10 protein-coding genes are annotated in these 17329 nt (G+C 66.1%); 7 read left to right on the top strand and 3 right to left on the bottom strand.

Translation table 11 applies throughout. The features are described from left to right. Positions 1–114: 114 nt before the first annotated feature. On the top strand, positions 115–2799 hold the full coding sequence (locus KF688_06935; protein ID MBX3425397.1) for a PSD1 domain-containing protein: 2685 nt from the start codon (positions 115–117) through the stop codon (positions 2797–2799). 185 nt (positions 2800–2984) lie between these two features. Further along, complete coding sequence (locus KF688_06930) at positions 2985–4346, top strand: DUF1501 domain-containing protein (protein MBX3425396.1); 1362 nt, start codon at positions 2985–2987, stop codon at positions 4344–4346. Positions 4347–4471: 125 nt separating this feature from the next. On the opposite strand, the gene KF688_06925 is transcribed toward KF688_06930, so the two are convergent. After that, entirely contained in the window at positions 4472–5410 is a 939-nt protein-coding gene (locus KF688_06925; GenBank protein ID MBX3425395.1) for a hypothetical protein, read from the bottom strand. Between the two features lie 252 nt (positions 5411–5662). Between KF688_06925 and KF688_06920 the strand changes: the two genes are divergently transcribed. Beyond that, positions 5663–6994: an ATP-dependent 6-phosphofructokinase gene (locus tag KF688_06920; GenBank protein ID MBX3425394.1), complete on the top strand. Its 1332-nt coding sequence runs from the start codon at positions 5663–5665 to the stop codon at positions 6992–6994. A gap of 30 nt (positions 6995–7024) precedes the next feature. Here KF688_06920 and KF688_06915 read toward each other — a convergent pair whose 3' ends face one another. Further along, complete coding sequence (locus tag KF688_06915) at positions 7025–8926, bottom strand: acyl-CoA/acyl-ACP dehydrogenase (protein ID MBX3425393.1); 1902 nt, start codon at positions 8924–8926, stop codon at positions 7025–7027. Between the two features lie 357 nt (positions 8927–9283). On the opposite strand from KF688_06915, the gene KF688_06910 reads away from it, so the two are divergent. The 3 genes from KF688_06910 to KF688_06900 all read left to right on the top strand — a co-directional run bounded on the left by KF688_06910 (position 9284) and on the right by KF688_06900 (position 12633). Next, positions 9284–10396, top strand: coding sequence for an aminopeptidase (locus KF688_06910; protein ID MBX3425392.1), 1113 nt, complete (start codon positions 9284–9286; stop codon positions 10394–10396). Positions 10397–10524: 128 nt separating this feature from the next. Further along, positions 10525–11460: an endonuclease/exonuclease/phosphatase family protein gene (locus KF688_06905; protein ID MBX3425391.1), complete on the top strand. Its 936-nt coding sequence runs from the start codon at positions 10525–10527 to the stop codon at positions 11458–11460. A gap of 402 nt (positions 11461–11862) precedes the next feature. Further along, positions 11863–12633 carry a peptidylprolyl isomerase gene (locus KF688_06900; GenBank protein ID MBX3425390.1) on the top strand — a complete coding sequence of 257 codons (771 nt, stop codon included), beginning with the start codon at positions 11863–11865 and terminating at the stop codon, positions 12631–12633. A gap of 90 nt (positions 12634–12723) precedes the next feature. Here the strand turns inward: KF688_06900 and KF688_06895 are convergent, their stop codons facing one another. Beyond that, positions 12724–16401, bottom strand: a complete 3678-nt coding sequence (locus tag KF688_06895; GenBank protein MBX3425389.1) for a hypothetical protein — start codon at positions 16399–16401, stop codon at positions 12724–12726. A 304-nt stretch (positions 16402–16705) separates the two neighbouring features. On the opposite strand from KF688_06895, the gene KF688_06890 reads away from it, so the two are divergent. After that, positions 16706–17287, top strand: coding sequence for an OmpH family outer membrane protein (locus KF688_06890; protein MBX3425388.1), 582 nt, complete (start codon positions 16706–16708; stop codon positions 17285–17287). The last annotated feature ends 42 nt before the right edge of the window (positions 17288–17329 follow it).

The raw sequence follows: 17329 nt of genomic DNA, 5'->3' as shown, positions 1-17329 counted from the left end.
TCGCATGGTACAACGGGGGGAACGCCGTCGAACTCTTTGGATTTTCGTCCATCGTGCTCGGCGTCGGCGGGCGCGTAACGACGGGCCCGCTCCGCGACTCCGCGAGACTCGCCCGTGCGACTGCGCCGCGAAGTTTGTCGATTGACCGCGTGTGCGTCCCTCGGGACCTGGGCGCTGGTCCTTGCGTTCCCCGGGACGTGTCGTGCAGCCGACGCTCCCGCCCCGCTCTCTCCCGAGGCGCTCGACGCCTTTGAACGCCGCGTGCGTCCGGTGCTGGTCGAGCACTGCTACGAGTGCCACTCCGGCGAGGCGACCGCGGTGAGCGGGGAGTTGCGACTTGATTCGCTGGCCGGGTTGGCCCGCGGAGGGAGTTCGGGGGCGACGATCGATCCGGGCGACGCCGACGCGAGCCTGTTGATCTCGGCCCTTCGCTACGAATCGCTGGAGATGCCGCCGCAAGGCAAACTGCCGGCGGATGTCGTCGACGAGATCGCCGCGTGGGTCGGCGAACTCGACACGAACTTTTTCACAGCCGCCGACGAAGCGACCGGCGGCGATCGACGTGCCGAGCCTGCCGCGAGCGGGCCGTTGTGGTCGCTCCAGCCGCCCCGTCGCGTGGCGCCGCCGAAATTGCGCGACGCCAGTCGCGTGCGGACCGAGGTCGATCGTTTCGTCCTGGCGCGGCTCGAGTCGCACCGCTTGCCGTTGGCGCCCGACGCCGCACCGCGGGACTTGCTGCGGCGGCTCTCGTACGATTTGACAGGGCTGCCGCCCTCGGCCGAGGAGGCCGAGGCGTTTGCGGCCGATCCCAGCGACGACGCTTACGCCGCAGCGGTCCACCGAATGATGACTTCGCCCCAGTACGGAGAGCGCTGGGCTCGGCTCTGGCTCGATCTGGCTCGCTATGCGGACACCAAGGGGTACGTGTTCCAGGAAAGTCGCGACTATCCCGGCGCTTGGAAATACCGCGATTGGGTCGTCGCGGCGCTGAACGCCGACATGCCGTACGACGAGTTTCTCGTCGCACAGCTTGCGGGGGAACAAACGGCCGAACCGACCGCGGCGGCGCCGGCGGCGGGGTTCCTCACGCTCGGCCGGAGGTTTCTGAACAATCCGCACGACATCATCGACGATCGGATCGACGTGACGACGCGATCGCTGTTGGGACTGACCGTGGCGTGCGCCCGCTGCCACGATCACAAATACGATCCGATCCCGACCGCCGACTACTACGCGCTCTACGGCGTGTTCGCCAGCAGCGAGGAAACGGTTCGCGAGGAATTGCCGCCAGGACTGGCGGATCGGGCGACGCCGGTCGAACCCGTCGTATTTCTGCGCGGAAATCCGGGAGCTCACGGCCCGCACGTCGTACGGCGGTTCTTGACCTGTTTGACCGACGCGGAATCGCCGCCGTTTCAGCAGGGGAGCGGTCGTTTGGAACTGGCCCGGAGAATCGCTTCGCCCGACAATCCGCTGACGGCGCGGGTGTGGGTCAATCGCGTCTGGGCTCGACTGCTTGGCCGCGGGCTGGTGACGACTCCCAGCGACTTCGGCACGCGCGGCGAGCCCCCCACGCATCCGGAATTGCTCGACTGGCTGGCGACTGAGTTCGTCGACCGCGGCTGGTCGACCAAGCGGCTGGTGCGGCAGATCGTGCTCTCGACCGCTTACCGCCAATCGACGGTTGCGGACCCGGGCGCACTGGCAATCGCCGAAGCGAGCGATCCCGACAATACGCTGCTGTGGCGTGCGCACCGCAAGCGGCTCGATTTGGAACAATATCGCGACTCGCTGCTCACGGCCGCGGGGCGGCTCGACGCGACCCTCGGCGGAGCGCCTGTTTCGCTCACCGACGGTACGGGGGGCGAACGTCGAGCGCTGTACGGATTCGTCGAGCGGCAGAACCTGCCGGCGTTTTTTCGGACTTTCGACTTTGCGAATCCCAATGCGCACTCGCCGCAGCGAGCACAGACGACGTCGCCTCACCAGGCGCTCTATGCGCTGAACAGTCCCGTCGTCATCGAGGCCGCCTGCGGATTGGCCGCCCGAGCTGCGGAAGGCGACGCGAGCGGCGATCCAGCGCCGCATTCCCGCGCCGCAATCGAGCGATTGTTCCGCAACGCGATCGGCCGCTCGCCCGCCGAGGCCGAGGTCGAAGCGGCCGCAGCTTTCCTCGCCAGTTCCGCCGCGGGAGACGAGGACGCCGTCGCGGCTCGTTCGCCGTGGAGCTACGGCTGGGGGAAGTTCGACGAGGCTTCGCAACGCGTCGAGTTCGCCCCATTTGGGCATTTCACCGGAACCTCGTGGCAAACGGGGCCCGAGTTCCCGCACCCTGAGCTCGCGTACGCGCATTGGAGCGCCGGCGGCGGCCATCCAGGCAGCAGCGTAGATCAGGCCGTCGTGCTGCGGTTTACGGCCGCGAAGGGGGGCTCGTTGCGAGTCTCCGGCCGGTTCGCCCGTCCCTCTGATCAAGGCGACGGCGTTCGCCTGCGGCTTGTCAGCAGCCGGTTGGGACAACTGGCCGCATGGGACCTGACGCACGGCGAGATCCGCCTGGACCCGCCCGCGACGACGGCGGACGTCGGCGAACAGGTCGACCTAGTCGTCGAGTGCCGCGGCGACGACACGTACGACACCTTCGAGCTGGCCGTGGAAGCGAGCGTCGAATCGCCCGGCGAGAAGCGGGTCGTCCACCGCTCGACGGCCGATTTTCACGGCCCCGAGCCCCCGTTGCTCGATCGCTGGCAGCAACTCGCACAGGCGCTGCTTATGAGCAACGAGTTTCTGTTTCTCGATTGACGGTGCAGCGAGATGAGAAACCGCGACGACACGACGAGTACGACGACAAGTGCAACGGGCCCCTTCGCGGCCTTCGTCGTGTCCGTTGCGCCGTCGTCGTGAATCCGAACGTGCGTCCCCGGACTTTGGCTCCCTTGAAAGTTGGTTCCGTGCTCAATCGCCGACAACTGCTGACTCGCTGCGGAATGGGGTTCGGCGCCTTGGCGCTCGGCGACTTGTTCGCCTCGCCGGCGATGGCGGCGGCCGAGAACCCGCTCTTGCCGCGGACGCCCCACTTCGCTCCGCGGGCGAAACGGGTGATTCACCTGTTCATGAACGGGGGACCGTCGCACCTGGACACCTTCGACCCCAAACCGGCGCTGCGGCGGTACGCGGGGCAGGTGCTCCCCGGGGGCGCTCCGCAAACCGAACGCCCCACCGGCGCCGTGTTCGACACGCCGTTCCCATTCCGTCGCTACGGCCAGAGCGGCATCGAGGTGAGCGATCTGTTCCGCCGCACGGCGCAGTCGATCGACGACATTGCCGTCGTTCGCTCAATGCACGCCGACGTGCCGAACCACGAGCCGTCGCTGCTCCTGATGAACTGCGGCGACGCCCGGCAGATTCGCCCCAGTCTGGGCTCGTGGCTGGTGTACGGCCTGGGGGCGGAGAATCAGAACCTGCCGGCGTTCGTGGCGATGTGCCCCGGCGGGTATCCGATCCAGGAGACGCAAAACTGGCAGTCGGGGTTTTTGCCGGGGATTTTCGAGGGGGCCTACCTCGACACGCAGCATGAGGCGATCGAGAAGCTCATCGAAAACATCCGCAGCACGCGAACGGCTCCCAGCCGGCAACGCGCACAGCTTGATCTGATGGCTCGGCTCAACGAGCTCCGCGCCGGTCCGGCGCCCGATGCGACGCTCGACTCGCGGATTCAGTCGTTCGAGCTCGCGTTCCGCATGCAGACCGAGGCGGCCGAGGCGTTTGACGTAAGCCGCGAACCGCAGCATGTACGCGACATGTACGGCCCTGGAGTGCAAGCTCGGCAAATTCTCATCGCCCGACGTCTCGTCGAACGCGGCGTGCGCTTCGTCCAAGTGTGGCACGGCGAGGGGCAGCCGTGGGACAGCCACGACGACATCGAGGTGCAACACCGCAATCTCGCCGGTCAGTGCGATCAAGCGATCGGAGCGCTGCTCGTGGATCTCAAACAGCGAGGACTCCTGGACGAGACGCTGGTGGTCTGGGGCGGCGAGTTCGGCCGCACGCCGACCGTCGAGCTGCCCAAGGAGGGGCTCAACCAAGGCAAAGTGAACGGCCGCGATCACAACCACTACGGATTCACGATGTGGCTCGCCGGCGGGGGGGTGCGCGGCGGGTACGTCCACGGAGCGACCGACGAGTTCGGCTTCCGAGCCGTCGAGAACCGGGTGCACGTTCACGACCTGCACGCGACGATCTTGCACTTGATGGGCTTCGACCACCAGCGGCTCACCTACCGCCACGCGGGACGAGACTTCCGCCTGACGGACGTCCACGGTCGCGTGGTTCACGAACTGATCGCGTGAACGTCGCCGTCGCGTTGCAAGGCGCTCGACCGCCGTTTCATGGCGGTTGTCTTGATCCGCCAACCGCGCCAAGGGCGCGAGAACGAGCCGCAGAATCCGCCGGGGAACGCAGATTCTCGCGAATGTCATCGCGTTCCAGCGTGTTCCTCGGCGGTTCCGTCGTCCGGCGCCTCGGCCGACGCCTGCCGGACCTCGGGATCCGTGGTCGCAGTACGCTCCGCTGCGGCGAGGGCGTCCGCTCGGCGGCGTTCGGCGGCTTCGTGCCGCGGACGTTTCAGGACGTGCCCCGTCGCGGCGCCGGCCAACCTCGGGCCGAGTTCGAACGACGTGAAGACCTGCCCCAGCTGTCCGCCGACTTCGGCCCCGTACTGCGGCGTGAGCACGTCGTACGCCTCGCGGCGCTGGTGCGGGTCGCCCGTGCGGGTCACGTAATCGAGGACGTCGTCTTTGGCGATCTTCTCGGGGAACAGGTTCACCAGCGGCAGCGAGGTGAGCGTCGCGTACGTTCCCGGACGTTCGCGATTGCGAATGTTCTTGGCGTGGGCCGCCTGCTCCATGGCCAGCGGCGGCAGGTCGGAGTAAATGTTCACCGTGTCGGTGTACGGGTTATACGAGTCGCGTCCCAGCAGTCGCCCGGGCAAAATCGTGTAGCCCAGCGTCGTGATTGCCCCGAAGGTGTATCGCCACCCGGCGCCGACCTCCTTGTTCGCCGCCAGTCGCCGCCACTCGTCGCCGGGGGCGTACTGGTTGATGCGCACCTTGGTGGTCGAGAGCCCGTTGACCGCGGCGTACTGGGCAACGGCCGCCTCGGTGTCGGCGGAAACGGCGTGATTGCGTGCTCGGCGGTCCCAGAGGGCCAACTTGTCGAACACGCCGAGCACCGATCCGGCCGTATCAAGCGCACGATGCGGTCGGCCGCGCTCGATCTGACAGGTTGCGCAGTCCTCGTCGCACTGCTGGGCGCGGGCCGTCGTCGTGTCGACGCCCAGCAGCACGACGCCCAGTAACACGACTCCCAGGACGAAGGCGATCGACGACTCGACAGGAAAAACGCTGCGTTTCACGGATCTGTTCCTCGGGATGAGCGTTTTCGAACGTTCGGCCTCCGGCGCCGCAGAATTCGCCGGGAGCTTGTAACACACGGCCGCGGATCGCGACCAGACCGTCCGTGAGTTGTCGGTCGGCGATCGAAAAAGCGGCGGGCGCTCTGGACAAGGGCCTTGCTTGCGCACCATAACGCTAGCGGCCCTGGCGGCGGGCCGCGGCGACTGCGTTGCAGTCGCCTTCGCGAACCACTCGCACCTGACGAGGCCGCCATGCTCGCCCCCGCCGATTTGGTCATCCCGACGCTCGGACCGAACGAAATCCCCTCGCCGCTGAAGCTCGTGTCGAGCACCCCCGGGGACGGCCTGGGGGACTTTGTCTGCGGCAGTTCGCGGGTGAGGCACCAACTCGACCTTTCCCCCGACGCCCCCGGCCAGGATGTCGCGTTCGAACGGGCCGGGCCGCGAGCCAAGGTCTACTTCGACCCGTATTTCACTACCGCCGCAATTGTCACCTGCGGCGGGCTGTGCCCAGGGCTGAACAACGTCGTACGGTCGATCTTTCTAGAACTGCGGCACAACTACGGCGTGCGGCGCGTGTTGGGAATCCGCAACGGCTACCTGGGACTCACCCCCGAGGCGCGGCTCGACCCGATCGAGCTGACTGACGAACGGGTGTCGCACATCCACGACGTCGGCGGAACGATCCTCGGCTCGAGCCGGGGGCCGCAGGACCCGCGTGTCGTCGTCGATTTCCTCCAAGGGTCGCACATCGACGTTCTGTTTTGCGTCGGCGGCGACGGAACGCAGCGCGGCGCTCATGCGATTCACGAGGAAATCCATCGCCGCGGATTGCGGATCGCCGTCGTCGGCATCCCCAAGACGATCGACAACGACATCATGTACGTGTTCCGCACGTTCGGCTTCGCGACCGCGCTTGAGACGGCGCAGAACGCGCTGTCGTGCGCCCATGTCGAGGCAAAGGGAGCCCCGCTCGGGATCGGGTTGGTGAAACTCATGGGCCGCGACGCCGGGTTCATCGCGGCCTGGGCGACGCTCGCCAGCCAGGAAGTGAACTTCTGCCTGGTCCCGGAGATCGAGTTCTGCCTCGACGGCCCCAACGGACTGTTGCCGGCCCTCAAGCAGCGGCTGCTCGAACGCAAACACGCCGTGATCGCGGTGGCCGAGGGCGCCGGCCAGTCGCTCTGCGGCGGGGACGACCAACGGGGGACCGACGCCTCGGGCAACCGAGCCTACGGCGACGTCGGACTGTTCCTGCGGAGCGAGATCAACGCCTATTTCAAGAACGAGGGGATGGACGTCGCTCTCAAGTACATCGACCCCAGCTACCTCATCCGCAGCGTCCCGGCCAATACCGCCGACCGCCTGCTCAGCGACCAGATGGCCCGCTACGGCGTCCACGCCGCAATGGCGGGGAACACCGACATGTTGATCGGCATGGTCAACAACATGTTCGTCCACGTCCCCATCTGCACGGCGATCGCTCACAAGAAGCGAATGGAGGTCACCGGCGATTTGTGGACGAACGTCCTGTTGGCGACAGGACAACCCCCCTGGCCGGCGAGCCAGCCGAACGAGCCGTAGCGTTGCTCTCGCGCTCTCCGAATCCCGGAATCAGTACGGCATGAGGATCGACTCGCCGCTCGATGCATCGAGCCCGGGGAACTCGCCCGCGGCCAGCTTCTCGCCAAGCTGCCCAAGGCGCCGGTAGGAGCTGTTGCTCGGCCGGCGAAATGTGACGCGCTCGGCGAGCTCGGTGCAGAGCACGTCGGCAGCCATGCGCAACACCTCGCTCTCCTGGCGGGCGCCGTACAACGCCGTGCACAGGATCACGATCAGGTCCTGACTGCGTTGCGACAGGTCGACCATCCGACACTGACGGTCTGTCAGCGAAAGCTGGAACTTGCTCATTGTGCCGCTGATCTCAAGGGCCAGCTTTTGCAGTTCCTTGCAAGCGAACTCGGCGTGCGCGCGCAGCTCGCTCGGCATCCGAGCCGGCAACTCGACGCCAGCCGCAAAGCGAAGCTTGCGCCCCAGCAGCCACTTCACATACGGCCAGGCCACCCCCTTGAGCGCCCACGCATGGCGGGGGTTTGCCGGATTGAGCTTCTTGATTTTCGCCGCGGCCAAGGCCTTGCCGACCGGCTCGAAATATCGCTTGCCGTGGTCCTTCACCAGCGACTTGAAGAACCCCATGGCAAGCATCTCCCCCTCCCCCTCGTAGATGCAGGGGGCGAGATACTCGTGGACGTTGTCGCCAAAGGGGTGCCCGTGGAGAAACGATCGCCCGCCGTGGGTTTTCATGAAGATCTCGACGGCGGCCCGCTTCTGAGCCTCGCTGCCGAAGATCTTGGCGACGACGCACTCCATTTCGCCGCGGTAGCCGCGGTCGATCAGCCCCGCGCACCACGCGACCAAGGCGTCGCAGCCGACGATCATCCCCGCGAGTTGGGCGAGCCGCCGCTGGACGAGCTCGCGCTTGGCGATCGTTTCGCCGTAGGTGACGCGGAAGTTCGCCCAGGGGAGCAGCGACGCGAGCATCTGCCGCATCGTGCCGGCGGCGTTCGCGCACAACGCAACGCGGCCCAAGTTGAGCCCGTGGTAGGCGATCGTCAACCCGTCGCCCCGCGGCGGGGCGAGCAAGTTCTCCGCCGGGACGCGGAAATCGCGGAACACAATCCCCTGGTTGTAGGTGTGCTTGAGCGCCCACAGGCCGTATTTGCGAAGCTGGAAGGATTCGTTTTCAGCATGAGGCAATTCCGCCACCAGGACGGCGGGCTTGCCTTCCAACAGACACACCAGCCCGATCGTGCGCCCCGGGACGACGTTGGTGATGAACAGTTTTTCGCCGTTGACGACGAAGTGGTCGCCGTCGCGCCGGGCCGAGGTGCGCAGCGCGGTCAGGTCGCTCCCCGCGCACGGCTCGGTAAGGGCGAACGCGCTGAGCCGCTCGCCGCTCGCGAGCCCGGGCAGAAATCGCTCGCGCTGTTCGACCGTGCCGAATGTACGAACCGGGTCGACGGCGCCAATGCAGCCGTGGACCGACGCCAAACCGGCGATCGTCGGATCGACGGTCGCCATACGAGTCAAAAACGGCGCGAACGAGGCGAAGGGCGCCCCGAGTCCGCCGTACGCGCACGGCACGAGCAACCCCCAGTAGCCCGTCGGCCCCAGATCTGCCAGCACGTTCTCGGCGATCTTGCCCTCGTCGTTGCGAAGCGTCCCCGCGTCGCGATGCCGGCGCACCACGTCCACCGCCGCGTCCATCGCCCCCTGCACGTCGGCGGGGGTGCGGGCAGGCTCGCTCTGGAACAATCCGACCGGCACGCCGCGGTCCCACACGGCGCGATGCGCCGGGCTGTTGACCGTCTGGTACTCGGGGGCGAAGAGCCGTTCGACCTGGTCGTCGGCTGCGTCGATGGCGCCAGTGCGACGAGCTTCGTCGGCGCTCTTGCCTCCCAGCACCAGCGCGGTCTCGGCGAACGACGGGGCGGCGTGATCGGTCTCGGTGGACATGGCGTTCGGAAGAGGGTCAGAGGCGAGAGGACAGGGATCGGAGGCGAGCAGTCGGAGCCCCGGAAAATTCGCGATCAAGCCGCGACCGCGCAGGTCGCCGGCCCGGTACAGGGAAGTTCCCCACGCTGAATTCTACCGCGAAACGTCCTGCAGGGCTGCTGCCTTGCCCGGCTTCGCGGTACAATCCTTCGCGACGCGCGCGGTCGCTTACGACGTTTGCGCGTGGACATCTGCGCCTCGCGCCGTCGGCAATCACGTCCGGTCGCAGCCGCATGACCTCGTGTGCGACTTCGCTCATGACGCCGTCTTACTGGCGTTCGGATCTTCGCGCTCCCCTTCAACCTTTGCTCGCTTGCCATGCATGATCCGCGTATCGACAAATTGGCCGCCCTGCTGCTTGACCACAGTTGCCAACTTGGCGCCGGAGAGCGGGTTCTGATCGAGGCGTTCGACTTGCCCGAACCGCACCTCGTATGCGCCCTGGTCGAGGGGGCCGCCCGGCGGGGGGGGGTTCCGCTGGTGTCGACCAAGAACAACTCCGTATTGCGGTCGTTGTACGCGACGGCCACCGAGGAGAGCATGAAGGCCGCGGCCGAGTTTGAGGGCGCCCGCATGCGGAGCGTGCAGGCGTACATCGGCATCCGCGGCGCCGCGAACAGCTCGCAGTTCGCCGATGTGCCGCAGCCGAAGATGGACCTGTACCAGCAGCACTGGTGGCATCAGGTTCACGGTCAGATTCGCGTCCCCGAAACCAAATGGGTCGTGCTCCGCTACCCGACCGACTCGTTCGCCCAAGCCGCGGGGATGAGCACTGCGGCGTTTGAGGATTTCTTCTTCGACGTCTGCACGGCCGACTACGCCGCGATGGCCAAAGCGCAAGAGCCGCTCGTGGCTCGGATGGAGGCGGCCGATCGCGTGCGGATCGTCTCGCCGGGGACGGAACTCGAATTCTCGATCAAGGGAATCCCCGTGCGGTCGTGCATCGGCGATCGCAACATCCCCGACGGCGAGGTCTTCACCGCCCCGGTGCGCGACAGCATCAACGGAGTCATCTCGTTCAACACGCAAAGCCGGTATCAAGGAACCGTGTTCAGCGACATTCGCTTCGAGTTCAAGGACGGCCAGATCGTCAAGGCGACGGCCAACGACACGCCGAAGCTCAACGCGATCCTCGACTCGGACGAGGGCGCCCGCTACTGCGGCGAGTGGTCGCTGGGGACGAACAACCGGGTCAAGCACCCCATGCTCGACACGCTGTTCGACGAGAAGATCGGCGGCAGTTTCCACCTCACCCCCGGCAAAGCGTACGAAGACGCCGACAACGGCAACCGCAGCCGCATCCACTGGGATCTCGTGCTGATTCAGCGCGAGGACTACGGCGGCGGCGAGATCTGGTTCGACGGCGAACTGGTGCGCAAGAACGGCCGTTTCCTGCCGAAGGAACTGCAGGGGCTCAACGAAGGGCTGTGAGGGCGTCCTCGCGCAGAGGCGGCAGAGGACGCAGTGCAAGGCCGCGGAATCAGTCAATCGCTGCGTTGCTCGCGAGTCGCCCAAGTTGGCCGGCTCCTCGAAGCGATTCTCACAATCAACGGAATGCCATGACGACCTTCGCACCAAGAGTCCGCTCCGTTTCCGTGCTCCTGCCGCTGCTGGCGGGCCTCCTTCTCGCGACGGCCGCAAACGGTCGAGCGACCGCCGTCGAGCCGTTGCGCGTCATGTCGTTCAACGTCCGCTACGGCACGGCGCCCGACGGGGAGAACGCTTGGCCGAAGCGGCGGGACTTGGCGTTCGCCGTCGTCCGAGATTTCGCTCCCGACGTGTTGTGTTTGCAGGAGGCGCTCGATTTTCAAATCGACGAACTGCTGGCAGCGGTTCCTGGGTACGTCCGTCTCGGCGTAGGACGCGATGACGGCAAGAACCAGGGCGAATTCTCGGCGGTCCTCTATCGCAAGGAGCGGCTGCGCGAGTTGGTCAGCGACACGTTCTGGCTTTCCGACACGCCGGACGTTCCCGGATCGAAGCACTGGGGCAATGAAATCACGAGGATCTGCACCTGGACGTCGTTCGTCGACCGCTCGGCGGAGCGATCGCCCCAAGCCGGCGATCCGGCGCTCGGGAAGCCCGTTTCTTTTCGCGTCTACAACACGCATTGGGACCATCAATCGCAACCGGCGCGAGAGCGCAGCGCTCGCTTGATGACGAACACGATCGCCGCGCACATCGCCGACAAGCTCCCGGTCCTCGTGACGGGCGACTTCAACGCCGCTGAAGACAACCCGGCCTTCCGCGCCCTGCTCGGCGGCCCCGCCGGGCTCGCCGATACGTTTCGCAAACTCCATCCCCAGGCGAAGGAAGTCGGCACGTTCCACGGATTCCAAGGGACGGTCGCCGGCGGGAAGATCGACGCGATCCTCGCCTCGCGTCACTGGCAAGTGCTCGATGCGGAGATCGTTCGCACGCAGCGTGACGGCCGCTTTCCATCGGACCACTTCCCCGTGACGGCGGTCGTTCAGTTGCGGGGCGACGGGGAATAGCGGCGCGGCGGAAGCCCGCCTGGCGCCCGCAAGACCGCTACGACCCGTCCGCCGGGACGCCGATTTTCGCAAACGGGAACCTGCGAGCTATTGCGGGGCCCGCCGTTGCACCGCCGGCCGGCTGCCGCAACGAGAATTTCGGCCGATTTGTGGCGCATTCTGCGGCGCGAATTATACTGAGGGTTCCCCGGGGCGGCTCTTCGCTTGGGGGAAACGGGGCTAGGCGCCGGAACCGCCCGCTGGCTTTCGACGCGATCACGGCCGAGTCTTCGGCCCGTGCTCGTTCCCCGGAACAGTGTCTTCGATCACCGTGCAGAGGCGACACCCATGGTATTGACGCGGCGTATTGTCTGCTTGTTCGCACTTTCAGCCCTGGCATGTTCCGCCGCCAGGGCCCAGACCATGCGGTTCGAGACCAGCGTCGGCAACATCGACATGGTGCTCAATCCGACCAACGACGCGAATCTGCAGCCGTTGGTCGACAACATGGTCGCCTACATCGGACTAGGTCGTTACCACTACACGGCGATCAACCGTGCCGCGGAAGACTTCGTACTGCAGATGGGAGGCTTTTTGGGCTTCCAGCCGTTGCCGAACTTGTTCGCCGGCGGGCGAATCTCCGTCGACGCCCTCACGCCGGTCACGACCGACGCCAACGGCGACGGGATGGTCGACTTTTCGACGCTGTCGAACGTCCGCGGCGAGGTCTCGTTGGCCCTGCGAGCGGGGGATCCCAACAGCGGCACAAGCAGCTTCTTCATTAATCTCGGGAACAACTCGTTCTTGGACTCCCAGGGCTTCGTGCCGTTCGCTCGCATCGAGAATATGACGACCATCGACCGGATCATGCAGCTCATGCAATCGGACCAAAGCGGCGGCACGGGCGATCTGTCGCTGAGCGACATCCCCGTGCTCGACAGCGGCCGAATGGTCGTCGTCCAGCGCGTGTTCGTCCTGCAGGCCGATCCGGAGTTTTCGTTCGTCGGCCCGGTGGCGACGGCCCTGGAACTGGCCTCGAGGGACTCGGCCGCCGCGACGGCGACCGCGGCGGCGAGCGAGTCGATCGAGGCCGCCGCACTCGCGGCGATCGCCCCCGTCCCTGAGCCCGCCAGCGTACTCTTGGCCGGACTGGCCGCGTTGGGGTTGTTCGGCGCCCGGCGCTTTGTCCGCTAAGACGCGAGCTGCACGTCGCATAACGCAACGAGCCGGCGAAGTCTCAGGCGACTTTGCCGGCTCGTCGTCGTTTGAGCGACTTCAAGGTCGTTACGGCGTCGGGATGTTGCCGGCGTCGTTGGTAATCGTGCCCGTCAAGTTCACGCCGCCCGTATTGTTGGCGGCCACGTCGGCCAGATCCTCGACCCGGAAGGTCCCCGCGGTGCGGGTCAGGAAGAACCCGTCGCCGCTGGTCGCCGAGGCCGTGTTGCCGTTGAGGTTCAGCCGCGCCAGCGCCGAGCTGCTGGTCGTCCGCATGTCGAACGGAACGCCCGGGGTCGCGTCGTCGTTGGTGAACTGATTGTTCAGCACGTTGGCGTTGAAGGTGGTGCTGGCCCCGATGTTGATGCTGGCCGCCGGCGCCGTGGCGTCGTCGTTGCTAATCGTGTTGCCCTGCATCAGGAAGTTGACGGTCTTGTTCGTGACGTCGGTGGTCGTCAGCAGGAACGCTTCGTCGGCGCTGGTGTTGGCCAGGTTGTTGTTCGTGACGGTGATGTTGGCAGTGGTCGCCGTGCCGTTGATCCGCATCCGGACCGTTTCGTCGGCCGTGTTGCCGATCGAATTGCCGTTGAGCGTCAAGCGCGACGCGGCGGAGGTGCTGACCAGGTAATCGACCCCTTGCGCCCCCGTGGCGTTGATGTTCATGTGATTGATCGACACGTTGGCGGCGTTGGTGACCACGATGGCCGAGCCGGTGGTGTTCTGAATCGTGCCGCCGTCGCCGACGGAGTTGCCCTGCAGGCCGACCGAGACCTGCCCGCCCGTCACGTTGTTGAGCACGATGCCGTTGGTGGCGCCGTCGACCGTGACGCTGTCGAACCGGACTCCGGACGCTCCGACGGCGACCGTGTTGAGGCTCAAGCCGACGCCGGTGGTCGTTTCGATCGTATTGCCGGCGTTGAGCACGGTGACGGTGTGCCCCGCGCTGTTCGCGGCAATGAAGCCGGCGCCAGAGGTCGTCTTGATGTCGATATTGTTGAACTGCGTGCTGCCGGCGGTGTTGCTGGCGATTTCCACGCCCGCGGCGTTCACGTCGTCGATGTCCAGCGTGACCGCTCCGGCGAACAAGACGCTGCCGCCGGTGTTGTTGAACGAGCGGATGCCCAGCCCCGTGCTGTTGATCGTGCTGGTGTTGCTGAACACCACGCTGCCGCCCGTGTTGCCTTCGATCTCGACCGGCCGCGAGGAATTCGTCGTGATGGCGCCGGTGTAGGTGAAATTGGCGCTGGAATTGGCCAACCGCACCGCCGTGCCGGTCGGGTTGGTGATGTCCGTGTCGGAGAACGTGAATGTGCCCGAGGAACCGTTCAGCACGTCAATCCCCGCGTCGCCGCCGTTGAGGACGACCTTGTCGAGGAATTGGTACGAACCGTCGGCGTTGTTGAACTGCAGCCCCGTGCCGGAAGCGACTTCGATCACCCCGTCGCCCGCCGTAAACTCTTCGAACCGCAACGTGCCGGTATGCCCGCCGGTGACGCTGACCGTCGCCACGGCGCCCGCGGTGCGGGTGATCTTGCCGGTGAAGTTCATGCTGGCCGAACCGCCGTCGACGTTGACGGCGACCCCCGAGGGATCGGTGATCTCGGCGTTGGCCAGGCTGATGCTGGCAGCCGAGCCGTTGACAATGTCGATCCCCGCGTCGCCGCCGTTGAGGGTCACCTTGCTGTTGAAGGTGTAAACGCCGTCGGCGTTGTCGAACTGCAGGCCGTCGCCGTTCGTGGCGGTGATCACCCCCGCTCCTGAGGTCGACTCGGTGAAGGTCATCGACCCAGTATGCCCGCCGGCGACCTGCACCACCGAGGCGTTGTTCGCCTGCGTGATGTTGCCGGTGAAGTTCATGTTGGCCGATCCGCCGGTCACTTGAATCGTGTCGCCGCCGGTGTTGGTGACCGTCATGCCGGACAGGGTGTGCGTTCCGGCGCTGTCCTGAATGCGGACGGCATAGCCCGCCGTCTCGGTCGAGGTCGACCGCCCGCCGACGACGACGTTCGTGCCGTTCACCGTGGTCGTGGCCGCGGCAGTGGCGTCCTTGATCAACAAGGCGCCGGCGCCGGTCGTGCCGCCGTCCCAATCCACGTTCGTGATCGTCGTCGACCGACGCATGTCGTCCAGCACGATGCCCGTCCCCGTGCCGTTGGTGCTCTTGTAGTCCGAAATGGCCACCGTTCCGGAGTTCGTCGTTTGCGTCGTCGTCCCGTCCATGTGGATGTCGTCGCCGCCGACGGCGTCGAACGTGACGTCGTCGATCGTGACCGCCATCCGAGCCCGGGTCGTGCTGTTGGCCAGGGTCTCGGTGAGAGGCGTCAAGTCGATACCGTTGCCGGTCGTGTTGGCGATGCTCATCCGGTTGATGTTGACCGAACCGACGCCGGTCGGCGAAGCGATGCCTCGCGTGCCGCCGTCGATGCTCATGTTCGAGATCTCGATTCCGGCGAGCGTCGAGACGTCCGTATTGCCGCCGGCGAGGATAATGGCGTCGCCCAGCGCGTTCTGAATCAGCGGAATCGCCCCCGAGAGCGACCCGGCCGACGTTTCCGGCAGGGCGATCGTTCCCAACAGCGAGGTCACGACGTTGTGCGTCTGATTGCCCCCCTCGCCAAGGAACCGCTGCGCGTCCTGCAACGTCGCCGACTCGCCGGTGAAGCTGCTGCCCGAATGGACAAGGACAATGTCCCCCGTCTGCGAATTGCCCTGGATGTCGTTCAGGCTGTTGAGCGGATTCTCGAACGTGCCGTCGCCGCCGGGAGCCGCCGTGCTGTCGACGTGAACGATCCGGAACTCATTGCCGCTGACGTCGGTCAGGGCCTGGACGCCGACGACGTCGAGCTGCCGAGTGGCGACGTACATGTTGCGGTAGACGTGCTCGCGCATCCGGTCGGCCAAATTGTGGCTCCACGACGACATGCCTGGCGTGGTCCGGCCTGGGGTCCAGATGACCTGAAACACGGTGTTCGTGCCGAAGAGCTCGTCGTCCGTAACGCTCACGTCGACGGCGACGTCGTTGGTGACGTATCCGCGCACGCCCCCCTTGGCGCCCAGGTCGCTGACCCCGCCGCCGTCCATGTAGTACCCGCCGCCGTAGACCCAGGCGTTCAGCCCGAAAATCCGCGGCGCCATCTCGAAGTCGACGATTCGCAGCGAGCGATCGGCGCGGGTCAGGGTCTCGACGCCCAGAATGTTTCCGCCGTACGCGGGAGTCGTCCCGACGCTCGTGTTGCCGCTGAGCTTCTGATCCTCGAGCGGGAAGTAACCGTTGATGCGGAAGTCGCATGACGGGCCGAGCCGTTCGAGACTCACGCCGATCTGATTGAACCAGTTGTTCAGCCGCGTGTCTTCGCCGTCGTACCAAATGCTGGCGCCGAAGATGTTGGGAAAGCCGAACTCCCCGTCGTCAAAGAACCGGAAGCCGAGGCCCGCGTTGGCGCTGACGTCGCTGTCGGAGTTGCCGGCGCGGAGTTGGCCGTCGATGAACGCCAACCCGAATCCGGTCTCGGCCGCCCAGTGGGTGCCCAGGGCGGTTTCCGCCGTTTCCTCGCCGTAGCCGCGGGTCGTGTGCCATACGCGGATCGGCGCCGTGCCGACGTTGAACGTCCCGCCCCCCTGGACGATTGACGGCATCCCTTCAAGCAGGGCTTGGGAACGGGCCGTCGGGGTGCTCAGGGCCGCCCACGACGACAGAGCGCCGAACAACGTCAAAGCCAACGATGTGCGGTGAAACCCGGAAAGCATGGTCAAATCCTTATCCCATGGGCGAGGCGACTAGCCGCGCTGTGCGCTCATACGATCGCTACGACCCGCAAAGTCAATGCAGCTTCTGGACGTGTGTATCGGCGCGCACCCTGGTCGAAACATGAGTGCAACAGGTCAGAAGGCGCCGATTTGGCAAACTTTGACGCTGGCGCCGAAAAAGCGCTCTCGCGACGAATGAAGCGATTTCCTAGTCTCCCGTCCGCCTTGTTCCCCAACTGCGACAAAAGCGCTGGCTGAAGCGCCGACGCCGGGCCCGCAGGTCCGCCGTGAAAGGAGTTTTGCGATGCGTCATCAATCCATCGTGGCAGCCGCAGCCGTCCTGACCGTGCTAGCGACCGGCTGCGGACGCCTCGGCGGCGACGAGCCGACCGCACGCCTCGGCGGGGTGGCCGTGATCGACCTCGATCTCATCGCCGCGCGGTTGGGGAGCGACCGACAAATGGTCGACGCGATCTCGCGCCGCGAATCCGCCCTGAACCAACAGCTTGCCGAAATCGCCCGGTCTTACAGCCAGCAGATCACCGAGAAGAAGATGTCGCTCGCGGACGAGCCGCCGCAGGACGGGGTCACGCTGGCGACGTTCGAGCAGGCCGCGGCGGAAAGTCTTGAGCAGGTGAAGCGACAGGCGGTCCAGGACCTGTCGGCTCACAAGGCCCAACTTGTGCGCCAGTTCCGCGATCAGCTCCGACCTGCGGCCCGACAAGTCGCTCGCGAGCGCGGACTGTCAATCATCGTCACAAAGAACGACGCAGTCGTTTACGACTTCGCCGGCGGGGTCGACATCACGGAAGGCGTGATCGCGGCGCTCCAAGCGGGGACGCCGAGCACAACCCCGAAGACAGCTTCCACGGCGCAGGCGCAATAGCGCTTGAAGCCGTTCTTGCAGCGGCGTCGATCCGAGCGACCG

The organism is Pirellulales bacterium (assembly GCA_019636345.1).
Lineage (GTDB): Bacteria > Planctomycetota > Planctomycetia > Pirellulales > Lacipirellulaceae.
Note: the sequence above shows the minus strand (reverse complement) of the source record. Positions and strands in the feature narration are given on the sequence as shown.

Coding starts and splice junctions, on each gene's coding strand:
- KF688_06930 (MBX3425396.1), top strand. CDS start 2,985: ATGGGGTTCGGCGCCTTGGCGCTCGGCGACTTGTTCGCCTCGCCGGCG.
- KF688_06920 (MBX3425394.1), top strand. CDS start 5,663: ATGCTCGCCCCCGCCGATTTGGTCATCCCGACGCTCGGACCGAACGAA.
- KF688_06915 (MBX3425393.1), bottom strand. CDS start 8,926: ATGTCCACCGAGACCGATCACGCCGCCCCGTCGTTCGCCGAGACCGCG.
- KF688_06910 (MBX3425392.1), top strand. CDS start 9,284: ATGCATGATCCGCGTATCGACAAATTGGCCGCCCTGCTGCTTGACCAC.
- KF688_06905 (MBX3425391.1), top strand. CDS start 10,525: ATGACGACCTTCGCACCAAGAGTCCGCTCCGTTTCCGTGCTCCTGCCG.
- KF688_06900 (MBX3425390.1), top strand. CDS start 11,863: ATGCGGTTCGAGACCAGCGTCGGCAACATCGACATGGTGCTCAATCCG.
- KF688_06895 (MBX3425389.1), bottom strand. CDS start 16,401: ATGCTTTCCGGGTTTCACCGCACATCGTTGGCTTTGACGTTGTTCGGC.
- KF688_06890 (MBX3425388.1), top strand. CDS start 16,706: ATGCGTCATCAATCCATCGTGGCAGCCGCAGCCGTCCTGACCGTGCTA.